Below are 13,652 nucleotides of genomic sequence, written 5' to 3'. Positions count from 1 at the left end.
TTTTATAATTTAATATCAATTGAGAGATTAAATGTTCTTCCATCGGAAGGCCAAATACCAGGACCGGGATAGAACATGGGTCGCTTGGTAAAATATTGTTTATTCAATAAGTTATTAATACTTGCACGCAATTCCAACTCTTTTGTGAATCTGCATGTTGTTGATAAATCAATCAAGTCATAAGCTGGAACTTTACCAACAGCACCAGTAGCATTGGGTGTTTCTGTGTTCAATGCATCTGCATAAGTAGATGATGTATAGCTATATAAAAATGTAAAACTCAGTCCTTTTTGTTTAATAGTCGCACCGTTCCTTGAAATAATTTTTGGTGCACTTTCAATATAATTACCTTTTATATTCACATTCTGATTATTCGCATTTTTTATAAGCCCGGATACATACTTGGCATTCATGAATGCAGTAGATGTAAACAAGCTAAATCTGGTATCCAATATTTGCCAATCATATTGAATAAAAACCTCTGTACCAGATGCAATAGAGTTACCGGTATTGGTCCTATAAGTATATAGCATCCCACTGGCATCAGTTTTTGCCAACGTGCCAAATCTGTTATTCTGTTTTAACATAAACCAGTTAATATCCCACTTCAGTAATCCGTTTGATCCTCTAAAACCCATTTCGGCATTATAACCTTTAGAATCTTGAATAGCCGGATCTACTTTTTCATATATAGAAGTCGGTATCAAATCTTTGAATACCATGGGTCTGTAAGAACTTGACCAGCCTGCATACCATTGCATTTTATCGTTTGGTTTATATAACCAACCTATCCCTAAAAGAGGAAATTTATGTTTTAATTGAACAGGTATATCATGAGATGGATAATATGAGATTTTTCCATCCATATTTGTTTTACCGGATTCAATTCTTATACCTGTAGTGAATTCCATTTTTCTGCTGAATTGCCATTTATTTTCTGCAAAAAAGGCAATATTATTTGTTTTAAGATGAACATCCCTTCCCCAAATTGGGTCTACCAGGCTAAGATCAAAATCATTGCCGGTAGTACCTTTGCCTAACTGCCTTCTGTGTAAATCATTATTCATGTATTGTAGACCCGAAACAAGTATTCCTGTATAAACTCCTAAACGGTATTGTTGTAATAGCCTCAACTCAGTAGTATAACTATTAAAACGATCAATATCTACCTGCCGATTATTATAATCAGCTGTTAGCGTATTGATGGTATCTCTGATATTAACTGGTTTATCAAAAAGTACACTATTACGGGTGCCTAATACTGCAGAACTGACCAATTTTATTTCGGTTGTAGCAGATGGCTTCCATTCAATTTGTATAGATGGAAGATGAATATCAGGATTAAAATAATTTCTGTTTCTTGTTGATTGTTTGGGGTCTTTCATGAACATTTCGTCATTCAATTGACCGGGGATTTTATATAGATAAGAGGAGCGAGACCATTCTGCCTGAATAGCAATACTTGTGCTGAGCTGATATCGAATCATTGCGCTATGAGCTATTGAAGATGTTTGTTCTCCATTTCGATAGCCTCCTCTTGATTTTTTATAATAGTACACATAATAACTTAAGTTACCTCTAGTGCCACTCAAAGCATTATAAGAACTCAACATATTGTAGGAGCCTACTGTCTGAATACTTTCAAGACTGATACTTTTTGAGCTATCGGGCTTTTTGGAAACATAATTTAGCATTCCTCCATACTGTGCGCCATACTGCAATGAACCTGTGCCCTTCACCATCTCTATTCGTTCAATACTTTCAAATGGCATACTGTAATGACTTGCAGGATATCCATACATATCAGAATTGGTTATGATACCGTCTTTTCTGATATTAAATTCCCATCCCCGATGTGGATCAAGCCCTCTGCTAGCAATATTCACCTGATTGCCCCCTCCATCCATATCATAGACAAAAATACCCGGTGATTTTGCAAACACTTGTCTGGCAGACTTCATTGATATATCTGCGTCTATATTGGATAAACTGATAAGTTCGGTTTTCTTTCCAGTATATAAATAAGTACCTACGACATCTGTCAGGTTTTGTTTTTTTGTAGATAAATAACTATTCACAATAACTGCGCGTAATACCTTGAGATTACTGCTATCTGTCTTGTTTTTTTGCGCTCCTACAGCAATGCAAAAGCAGATAAAAGAGAAGAGAGTTGTATAACTTTTTATTTTCATCGAAATCATATTATAGAAATCCGATAGTGTTTATCAACAGCACTACCGGATTTCTTATACAATAGCTCAGATCAACCTATGTTAATCTGCACCATCAGTTTGTGCTCTTAAAACGGCATACCCTCCAACCTGTTTTCCGGAAACGAGTCCCACTTCACAATCACTTCGATAATGAATACCTCCATACATTCTGGACAATGATGCTTCTTTTGCCATGTCATCGTAGGCTTTTGCTCTGGAAGGAATAATATATCCTAAAATAGCAGCTGCTGCACCACTGAAAGTGGAATGACCTGATGTATAAGCAGGGAAATTGGGTATTCCCGTAAGGGTTTTAATATTAGAATTCAGTTGAGTAGGTCTTGGATTAAAGTAGAAAAATTTAGTATCCCAGCAAACAATAGCAGCATCCATTAAAGCCATATTCAGTAATGCCATATTTCTTGCCCATCTTACTTCGCTAAATTTAGCCTTAATGAAATCTTCAGCTGCAATAGCATTCCAATGACCAGGTGGTGTGTAAGTACCTACTCCATCAGCCCAAAAATGAGTAATGCGTATTGTTTCAGAAGTAGGATTCTTAATGAAGTTTAGTATTTCTTCTGTTTCCTCTTTCATTTTCTGGCTACTAGTAGAAGGTGGTGGACCTGGTCTTATGGCTACAACTGTTGCCTCATCGAATAAAAATGGACGTACACGTCCAAATAATGGTAACATTGGAGGTCTTTTAGGAATTTCCAGGCTAAACCATGGTATTTCACCTCGAGAGGTGGCAGATGTTTCTAATGCTAACCAATCTGTTGGTGTACCTGCTGCAGCACCGGCTCTGTCTGTCCTTGCTCTTGCAGTAAATTTTTGTGCAACAAATCTTCCCAATGCTTCTCCTGCTTCAATATCGCTTCGAGTAGCAGCACCAGCCATGATTTTAGAAAGCATAGCTTCTTCTGCTTTTTGTTGAATAAAAGCTATTTCACCGGGAAATAATAATTTCATCATTTCTGCTGTAACTCCTGCTAATACGGCATCTTCTGATGGATAGCTAGGCAATTCCGTTTGTGGAAGTAAGGCTTTTACGTTGCCATCTGTTTTAGAAGGCGCTGCACGATTATATAATTTTTTATAATGCCAAGCTGCGACCAACGCATCATATTGTGCAGCAGCTATATATGCATAAGCTCTTGCCGAATAAGGTGGATTTGCAAAAGGGAATAATGGATATGCAAACGGATTTGCTGCGCTTGGAAACGGGTATGTACCATCCGGATTTTGATAAGGAGGAAGGTTATACTTTGCCACGAGTTCCCGCATCAGTTCATTCCATCTCAATACGGAACCGGCACCCCAATATTTAATTTTTTTTTCTTGCTCGTTACTTAATGACTTTTGGTATCCTTTGATCTCATTAAGTTCTGCAATATAGCCAGGCGTGTTCACTGCTGCAGGTGCGGGTACCGGAAATTCTGTAGGACCAGTTAGTAAAACAGGTTTCCATGTACCGGCATTGATATCAACATTAGATGGAGCCAGCATTGGCGCTTCATCTGTTCTTCCTTGTATTTTTTTGGAGCAGGAGATTTCAGTAAGTGAAAAAGTCACTGCTACTAACAGTATCGGAATTATTATTTTTCTCATACAATTATTTTTTATCGGTAGATGAAGTCTTTTCTTTTTTCTTTTTAGATGAAAAGTCAATAACGTAAAAAGCACCCCCACCCAGAGTTGATGCCTGTCCCATATTTCTGCCACTCAGGGTAATGTTACCGTTTGCTATGAGTGACAAACCTTCTATCTTTTTAAGATTATACTTCATATTAATACCCAGCATACTGGCATTCATCCTATTACTCACAAAAGGCATATTATTTCTCGTGATATCAAAACCTCCAAGTGTGGTCCACTTATTCCAAACAGCTTCCGCTATAAGTCTACCGGTTCTGTAACCAGCACGAATATTAACCGTAGAAGCATCAGGCATGGACACCTCATTGGTATTATGTAGCTGTGTAGTGTAGTATGATTCTCTGTCAAGTGTTACTTTATCTCTCACTACATACGTCGCAGATGCGGTTGCAAACCATGATCCGATCTGGTAATCGGCCATGGCCCTAAGTGATAATGTTTTACTTCTTAAACCAATAGATAACGGTAATAAATCAGGAGTATAATCAGATACCGGAACTGATACACCACCGATGGCATAAAAAGATAAAGTGCTTTTCCCAAACTCTTTTTCATAAGGCATCCATTTCACCCAGAGAGATAGATCTTGTAAACCTTGCATACCGTGCAGTGTACCCGCAGACGCTTTGGTTTTGATATAGGGTAATCCGAATAATACATTTAGTTTATCAGATATACCATAATTACCCATATAAGCGATCATACTGGTAGAAACGGTACCCAGATTTAGATTGTTTCTTTTCAAAGTGCCTTCCCAGTATTGATCCCAACTACTGTAGTTGTACATGATACCACTACAGTAATTATTTTTTGCCATCATGATACCATCGATTTCTGTTTGTGCTTTTGATGGAATACATGCAGCCATTGTTATGATCAGCAAGCATACGATACGAGTAACGCTTGTTTTAATTATTTGCATGATGAATAGTTTTGTTGATGAAAGACTATTGTGGTTGACTGTTGTTAGTTGACAGTTGACAGAAGAGCAATTTTTTTCCTGTCAACTGTCAACTAACAACTATCAACTAAAACCTGAGACTCATCCCCACATTCACTGCCAAATCAGCAAATGCAGCATCTCCCTGTGCATAAACTCCGGTGATTTTTGTTCTTTGCTTGTCTGCATAGCTCTGTGTACGGCTTCTCACTACCGCTACAGGAACGTATGCATAGAGATTCAACTTCTTTACTGAATAAGTGATCCCTGGTTCGATGGAATTAACATAACCCGGTCTACGGAATCCATAACTACCCCCAATGAGATCGGAAGAAGGAACGGCTTCATGTCTGTAACCTGCTGAGAAAGTAAATCTGTTCACGGTATAATTCGCTCCAAAACGAATCATATACTGATCTGGTACACTCATCACATCACTACCATATTGGATAGCTGTTGTAGATGTTGTTCCTCCTCTTGCCGTAGAAACACCGTTGTGCTCTCTAGGATTGAGGAGATAGAAGAAATTACCATACAAACTGAGTTGTCTATTGATGGTTTGAAATGCATTGATCTCTGTCGTAAATCCTGTACCACCATCACCCAACTGTATCGACTGATCTACAGGACCCAATACTTTTGCACCCGTGTTCGTATAAAAATGATCCATCACACGATAATCGCCGATAGGTAATTTGATCCCCAGTCCCGCTTGTAAAGCAAACTTCTTTCCTTTTGCCGGATCAGTCACCCAATAGTAACCAGATACCCTTGCATCACCCAAACCGAAAGAACTAGTAAGGTGACGTGCAGCTCCTCCATGTTCATATAAGGAAGTACGTGTATTAGAGATCATAGGAATGCTGAATGCCATTGACCATCTGCTATTGAATACACGAATCAAACTCATATCAACAGTTACATTGTTATTGATGACCTGTGTATTGTTCGCAATACGATGTTTTTGTTCTGCGGTTCCTACATAGTGACGAAAAGAATTAAAATAACGGGTATTCAGGTTGAGTGTCCATTTACTGGGAACTGTATCAGAACCTTTGTGATCAATGGTACACATACCACCCACACCACGTATGGCTACACAACCTTGCGAGTTGGCATTAGTATATACCAGTAGTGAAAAGAAAAATATAAAAATTAAAGATCTCATTGTTTTGGTTTTAGGCACAGCAATAAGACGTACTGTTACAGTAACGTCGATCTGCCAGCTGATTGTCTGTTTGCGTTATTTCTTCATTTTAAGTCTGTCAACGATCAATCTTCCGACACGTTGACCTAGATCTGTACTTACAATACAGGAATTGTGAAAATGAATGCCGCCATAAAACCTAGCCCAGTTGTTCTCTTCAGCTGCATGTCTGAATGACTTGAATGAACGATTGGGAATGCCGAATTCCAGTTCAGTAGAATCAGTATAAGCAAAATTGTCACCGAATACACTCGTCAGTGCTTCTGCAGCAGCTGATGAGATGGTAGAATGTCCACAAGTATATTCCGGGAAAGCAGGAGTTTGTAAATAAGGTCTCCAGTTGGGATCAATGTACTCATTGATAATCGTTTCCGGACGTGCAGTATTGTATTTATACTTCACATACCAAGACTGAATAAATGCATCAAATAAAGCAATAGATGTTTTGGCTACTGCATATACATGTGTAGCGAAATCTGCATTGGCTTTTTTTCCGGCAATCCCCACAATACTCATCCAGTGACCTGAAGGTGAGAATTTTTTACTGCCAAACATCACATGGCCGGTTACATTCATTTTAAATGGATTATCATCCCAAAATTCTGCAATATGTTTCTGCTCTGGTGTTAAGCTATCAATGGCATTTTTTATGGCTATCACTTCCTGATAGTACTTACTTTCTTTATCTGACATATTAAAAACCGGTGGTGGTGGTGGATCAAAAATTCCGGCACTGTCAATCACCAAAGGTCTTATTTCATGCCAATGAGGTTCAACCGCAGTGGCATACATAGGAGGTGTGGGCACCCAGCGACCGGGTATCTTTTTCACGGCATATTTTTCTGCTCCGCGAGTTTCGAGATAATTATCTTTCTTACTCCAACGGATGATGTGCATGCTGATACTATCAGCCAGTTTTCTTGATGCCTCTTCAATTTTTCTACTCAAGCCCTTGTCTCTGGCTACTTGTAGGATACTGTCTTCATACAATTTCATACTTCCTTCCGGAAAAGTAACCGACTCTCCTACTTTCATATACGCCAGTAAAGTGGCCAACTCAATATCTGCTTCTGCATCTATAGCAGAAATATTGTGTTGTTGAAGTCCCTTGAGTTGTCCGCCCAAAGATGTATACTGATCAGGATAAGCAGCAGCAATCACTTCATACGCTGCAATAGCAGCATAAGCATAGTTGCGTGATGCGACCATGGGTGGAAAATTATTTCCCATCACCACGGTATTTAATTCGTGAACAGTATGACTAAAAAGGGCAGGATCATGTAGGAAATTCTTGTACTCAGTTGACTGCTTACATGACTGAATGCATATAAACAGGATGAGCCCACCTAAGAGCTTTTTCATAAAACGGTTTGTAAAATAAAATCAAATAAAAAAAGAGTATGCTTAATGAACCATCATTAAGCCTGAGGCGGGCGTTCTAAACGATTTACATAATCAGACAAATAAGCGGTTTCCTGATTCACAACATGAACCTGACGCAGGTTAGCATCCCTAAACTGCCAAGAAAAAGAATGATCCCCGGTAAAGTCCAGAATAGAGAATTTCAGAACCGTATGCTGATTGGAAGATTTTTGAGTATTGTTTGCATTGGTATAATCTCCAGCTAAGCGGAAAAAATCATCCCGCGCATTTCTGATACCGATCTTTTGAATATTCGGTACGCACAATAATTCCAATGAATCTTTATAGAAACGTCTTTTTACAAAATGATAGGTGATGCCATTGATATCTACTTCTCCCGATGCATTTTCGAACTGTTCCGAATTGCTACCATAGGGTGTGCTGGCAGGAACTTTGATGTGCAATAGCATGGCTTCATCGTAGATATCATCATAGAGATTTGCTTGAAATGCCTTATCAGAAGCTGTTTCCATATAGTTCAACAGCATTCTGTAGCCGCCCAAACTAAAGAGCAGCAAACTGAGGGATACTATCGTAGCAAGCCTTTTCAACCCACTAAAAATAATTGTTTTTACTGAACCACCAAGGTTTTTTTATCGGGTCCGATACCCGTAAGTGTTAGTTTTTTCCAATGTTTGGGTAGTACCGATTTGATCTGGGTTATACCCTTTGCTGTGATATCAATGCCCCCAAAACCCATCAAAACACTTTGTAAAATACCTCCAGCTCCCGTTGCAAAATAGGGATTGGTACCTCCTTTGGTTTCTGCAATGACCCTGAATGGAGGGTTGAGATTTGGCTCATAGGATTCTTTGAAAAATTTCAAAGCTTTATCTGCATTCCCCAATCGGGCATACAAGAGTGTAAAAATGGCTTGTGTCATGGCAGGTGTACCTTCATTAGGCACCCTTGTTTCATAATATTCCAAGTCTTTCAAAACTTGTTTGGGATCAGATACTTCTTTTAAAGGATAGGCTAACAGGTTCACATCACCTTGTTTGATACCTTCTCCCTGATAAGTAGCATGTTCTCTGGTTACACCATTCTCCATTTTTAGAATCGGAATATTCTGCGCTACATGCAACCAGTCTGCATCAGCTTTTGCACCAATCAATGCAGCCGCTTCTGTTGCATAGTTCAATACTGCTTTGGCGGCGGCATTGGTCCAAGCATTGTTGTCAACATTCTCAGCCCATTCATCTGCAGCTACTACATTTTTGATATCATATTTGCCCGCACCATTTCTCTCTACCCTACTTGCCCAAAAATCAGCGGTTTCTTTTAAGATAGGCCAGCCTCTTTCTTTGAGCCATTCTTTATCCTGTGTGACACAATAATAATTCCAGGCAGCAATACCCACACATGCAGTAATATGGTGTTCAAAAGGACCACTCAATGCCCATACAGGTGTTTCCTCAACACCGGTAGCCGCACTTTCCCATGGAAACATCGCTCCCTTATAACCATGACTAAAGGCATTCTTTTTGGCAGCGGCCAATCGATTGAATCGATATTCCACCATACTTTTAGCCATAGCAGGTTGCAGCACCAGCAATGCAGGATACATCCATAATTCTGTATCCCAGAACACATGCCCATTGTACCCTAAACCACTTAATCCCATGGGCGATGGACTATAATCCGTTCCTTCACGAACAAAGGAATACAAATGATACATCATACTATGGATATCTTGCTGTGCTTGCGGATCACCATCAATTTGGATATCGCTTTTCCAAAGTTCATCCCATGCTTTTCCATGAAAGGAGAGTAAACGATCTCTACCCTCCAGCTTGGCAAAAATGGTCATCCGCTCTGCTTCATTCAAAGGATCATCATGATGAACACTGGTAATAGAAGACCCTGCAACCGAGTAGCGATAGGTATTTCCGGCTTTCAAAGTTTTATTGAATTTCATCAGGTGCATGTTGTTATCCCACATTTCATGAATTACACGCGGCTCCTCACCATGCTTTTCTGAAAAAAGAAAAGTATTCGATGCACACATCAACAGTTTACCTGTAGGACTTTTTGCTGACGAGGTAAGGAGACTGATGGTAACATGTGGACGATCAATTTCATTGTAATAATTTTGAACATCTTTTAATGCATCAGGAGCTTCCATCACACTGGCTGCATTGATCAGGATATCTTTCTTCGCTTGTATGGTCACATCCATCAATACCGTAAATGGAAGATGTCGTAAGGAATAATAGGAATAGGTTACAGTGGCTTTGTCACCATAATCGAAAGAGCAGGTAAAAGAAGCTTTTTTCATGTCCAATTCCTGCTTCATATTGCTGACTTCGGATGCTGTGATATTTCTGCCGTCGATTCCTAACTGCATGTTCAACAAATTAAAACTGCGCAGAAAATTACTCACCCTACCACGACCATACTGATCATATGCACCCGCCAATACCACTTCCTTTACTTTGAAGGGTTCGGGAGAAGAAACAATGCCAATCATACCATTGGCTACTGTTACTCCATAGTAATTAGAGGGTGTTACGGAAGATACGGTGAGCTTCCATGGATCCTGGGATTTTACCGGTGCCATTCCAATAAAAAAGATTAGCAGGTAAATCAAGTGCAATCGTTTCATAATGCTTATTTTGCAAGTACTGACGTCTGCTCAAATTTATTCTAAAACCCTGTATGAAACATATTTTTATTATCGCAATCGTTTGCGTCTTTGGGTTGGCATGTTCCCAATCATCTAGCTTACTGCAAGAGGTAGATCCTGAAAAATCAGGGTTACAATTTTCCAATACCATCGTTGAAAATCAAGAAATGAATGTGCTGAATTATGAATATATCTATAATGGTGGTGGCGTTGGCATTGGCGACTTTAATAATGACAGTTTGCCCGATATCTACTTTACAGGGAACAGAACTGCCAATAAGCTTTTTCTGAATAAAGGGAATTTGAAGTTCGAAGACATCACAGAACAAGCGGGTGTGAGTGGCAATGGAAAATGGAGTAAAGGAGCCAGTATCATTGATATCAACAATGATGGACTAACAGATATCTACGTATGTACTGCTGTTTTATCGGATAGCAATGCCAGAAAAAATCTCTTGTATGTGAATCAGGGAGTGAATGCAACAACCGGTATCCCTGTATTTAAAGAAATGGCAAAAGAATATGGGCTTGATGATATGTCGAATACCCATATGTCTGCTTTCTTCGACTATGATAATGATGGAGATCTGGATGTATACTTATTGGTAAATGATCTCGATGGTACTTATCCCAATGAATTTCGCCCCATTCGTAAAGATGGCAGTTGGCCTAATACAGACAAACTACTAGAGAATAGATTCGACTCAACACTTCAGCACCCTGTATACACAGATGTTTCTGCAAAAGCAGGCATTTTGATTGAAGGCCATGGTTTGGGAATTAGTATTGCTGACATCAATCAAGATGGATGGAAAGATATTTATATCAGCAATGATTACCTATCTAATAATATTCTTTACATCAATAATAAAAACGGAACCTTCACTGATCAATGTGCCTCTTACTTGAAACATACCAGTAAGAACGCCATGGGTAATGATATTGCAGACATCAATAATGACGGTTTAGCTGATATCATTGAAACAGATATGATGCCTGCTGATAACTATCGACAAAAAATGATGCACTCGGATATCAGTTATCAGACTTTTCAAAACAGTGATCGTTATGGATATATGTATCAGTATCCAAGAAATACTTTACAACTCAATCAGGGATTGATCTCACAAAAGAGTGATTCACTGCGTAGACCTGCATTTAGTGAGATCGCTTATTTCAGTGGTGTAGCACATACAGACTGGAGCTGGGCACCGCTTCTTTTTGATGTCAATAATGATGGATGGAGAGACTTGTTTGTTACAAACGGACTTCCGAAGGACATGTCGGATAAAGATTTTATGTCGTACAGAAGCAATGCTGTAGCCAATGCGCCGCTTGAAGAAGTATTAAAACAATTACCTGTTGTAAAGATCAGCAACTATGTATTTCAAAATAATGGTGACCTGAGTTTTACAGATCGAACCAAAGAATGGGGCATTGACTTCCCTACTTTTTCAGCAGGTATGGCATATGCAGATCTCGACAAAGATGGTGATTTGGATATTGTGATCAACAATACCAATATGCCTGCTACCTTATTAGAAAATAAAGAACGTCAGCAAAAAAAATCATCGAATTTTATTCGGATCGGATTAACCGGTACTACTCAAAATATTTCCGGCTTGGGTGCTTGGGTACATGTGTATGCAAAAAATATGCATCAGGTGATTGAACATTCGCCCTATCGTGGTTATTTATCTACTATTGAAAATACGCTTCATTTTGGTATTGGTAATAATGCCAATATTGATTCCATTCGTGTGATATGGCCAGATGGCAAGTCAGAAATAAGAAAAAATATTCCCGCTAATCAAACCCTTCATTTCTTAGCAAGTAATGCCGGTCTTTATGATCAACCCACCCCTGTAGCACCGGTTACTTTATTTGAAGATATAACTGCTACTAGCGGTTTAAGCTATGGATTTTCTGAGGTTGACTTTATTGATTTTGATATCCAACGTTTATTATTACACAAACTCACACAATATGGTCCTTCACTTGCTGCCGGAGATTTGAATGGAGATGGGAAAGATGATTTTGTTGTGGGTGGAGGTTCTCCTTTTCATGCATCTACTTTTATTCAGGGTGCAAATGGACGTTTTACAAGAAACTATTTACCCGGCTATAAAAGTCCACAATACCAAGATGATGCAGGCATTAGTTTATTAGATGCTGATGGTGATGGAGATCTGGATATTTTTATTGTATCTGGTGGTGCAGAAAATCAACCACAGACGAAAGCGTATACCGATCATTTTTATCTCAATGATGGCAAAGGAAATTTTACTGAACTCACTGCTGACTTTACCAATAATCGAACCACCAAGAGTTGCATCAGTACTTTTGATTATGATCAGGATGGGGATCTGGATCTCTTTATTGGCGGAAGGGTTATACCCGGAAGATATCCAATGCCTACCAATAGTTTTATCTACCGAAATGATTCTGAAAAAGATAAAGTAGTATTTACGGATGTTACTTCTAAAGTAGCACCTGATCTGCTGAACATCGGAATGATTACAGCTGCTCTCTGGACAGATGTTGATGCCGATGGTAAAACAGATCTTTTGTTGGCTACCGATTGGGGCAGCATCCAATTATTGAAAAATAATGGTGCCAGTTTTAAGAAGACCAATACATCCCTTACTGCTTTTACCGGTTGGTGGAACAGTCTTGTTGCAGCTGATATGGATAATGATGGCGATATGGATTATGTAGCGGGTAATTATGGACGCAATGGTTTTTTGCAAGCTTCTGAACAATACCCACTGAAGGTTTACGCCAAAGATTTTGATAATAATTCTAGTTTGGATGTTGTATTCAGTCATTGGCTGCCCGGCACCATTTACGGTGAGAAAAAAGAATATCCTGTTGCAGGAAGAGATCTGATATTAAGAGAAATGAGCGTATTGAAAGAACGTTTCCCTAATTATGCACCTTATGCTAAAACAGAGATGACGCAATTATTTTCACCAGAAGTATTAAAAGATGCTTATCAATTAAGCGCGAACTATTTACAAAATTGTTGGATTGAAAATAAAGGGTCCTTAAACTTTGAGTTACATGCCTTACCAGCAGCCGCACAAATAGGACCCGTATATGGAATTATCGCACGAGATCTTGATATGGATGGAAGAAAAGATTTGATACTTACCGGTAATGAATATTCAATGGCTCCTTATCTGGGTAGACAAGATGCGTTGAATGGTTTGGTATTGTTGAACAAACAAAATAATGTATTTGAACCTTTATCAATAGCAGCATCAGGCTTTTATACACCTGCTAATGGAAGAAGCTTGGTAGAACTAGTGATTCAAAATCGTTTAAGCGTTATTGCAGGACAAAATAGAGACATGCTCAAAATGTTCAGCTTACAAAATGACAATACTTCTTTTGTAAAAGTAAATTCGCTTGAAACACATGCAATTGTTTATTTAAAAGATGGAAAGAAAAGAAAAGAAGAATTCAGTTTAGGGCAAGGGTTTCTTTCTCAATCTTCCAACTATATTCATTTGAATTCAAGCATAGCATCAATTGATATTTTTATAGGTACAAAAAAAAGCAGAACACTAAAACCCTGATACT

Annotated in this window: 8 protein-coding genes; 1 reads left to right on the top strand and 7 read right to left on the bottom strand. The window is 38.8% G+C overall.

Translation table 11 applies throughout. The annotated features are described in order from the left end of the window. Positions 1–2: 2 nt before the first annotated feature. From ACTIEV_RS10635 to ACTIEV_RS10605, 7 genes are all read right to left on the bottom strand, one after another. Positions 3–2,192 carry a TonB-dependent receptor family protein gene (locus ACTIEV_RS10635; RefSeq protein ID WP_322196974.1) on the bottom strand — a complete coding sequence of 730 codons (2,190 nt, stop codon included), beginning with the start codon at positions 2,190–2,192 and terminating at the stop codon, positions 3–5. Between the two features lie 81 nt (positions 2,193–2,273). Continuing rightward, positions 2,274–3,824: a phosphatase PAP2 family protein gene (locus ACTIEV_RS10630; RefSeq protein WP_322196975.1), complete on the bottom strand. Its 1,551-nt coding sequence runs from the start codon at positions 3,822–3,824 to the stop codon at positions 2,274–2,276. A 4-nt stretch (positions 3,825–3,828) separates the two neighbouring features. After that, positions 3,829–4,794 carry a hypothetical protein gene (locus tag ACTIEV_RS10625; protein ID WP_322196976.1) on the bottom strand — a complete coding sequence of 322 codons (966 nt, stop codon included), beginning with the start codon at positions 4,792–4,794 and terminating at the stop codon, positions 3,829–3,831. A 106-nt stretch (positions 4,795–4,900) separates the two neighbouring features. Beyond that, complete coding sequence (locus ACTIEV_RS10620; RefSeq protein WP_322196977.1) at positions 4,901–5,980, bottom strand: hypothetical protein; 1,080 nt, start codon at positions 5,978–5,980, stop codon at positions 4,901–4,903. A gap of 75 nt (positions 5,981–6,055) precedes the next feature. Then, the gene (locus ACTIEV_RS10615) at positions 6,056–7,381 is read right to left on the bottom strand and encodes a vanadium-dependent haloperoxidase (protein WP_322196978.1); all 1,326 of its coding nucleotides are present in this window, start codon (positions 7,379–7,381) and stop codon (positions 6,056–6,058) included. 56 nt (positions 7,382–7,437) lie between these two features. Next, the gene (locus ACTIEV_RS10610) at positions 7,438–7,914 is read right to left on the bottom strand and encodes a hypothetical protein (RefSeq protein ID WP_178889278.1); all 477 of its coding nucleotides are present in this window, start codon (positions 7,912–7,914) and stop codon (positions 7,438–7,440) included. Positions 7,915–8,012: 98 nt separating this feature from the next. Next, complete coding sequence (locus tag ACTIEV_RS10605) at positions 8,013–10,046, bottom strand: glycoside hydrolase family 65 protein (RefSeq protein ID WP_322196979.1); 2,034 nt, start codon at positions 10,044–10,046, stop codon at positions 8,013–8,015. A 53-nt stretch (positions 10,047–10,099) separates the two neighbouring features. Between ACTIEV_RS10605 and ACTIEV_RS10600 the strand changes: the two genes are divergently transcribed. Next, entirely contained in the window at positions 10,100–13,648 is a 3,549-nt protein-coding gene (locus ACTIEV_RS10600; RefSeq protein ID WP_439516445.1) for an FG-GAP-like repeat-containing protein, read from the top strand. Positions 13,649–13,652 lie beyond the last annotated feature (4 nt).

It is taken from the genome of Sediminibacterium sp., from assembly GCF_051861365.1.
Taxonomy (GTDB): domain Bacteria; phylum Bacteroidota; class Bacteroidia; order Chitinophagales; family Chitinophagaceae; genus Sediminibacterium.
Note: the sequence above shows the minus strand (reverse complement) of the source record. Positions and strands in the feature narration are given on the sequence as shown.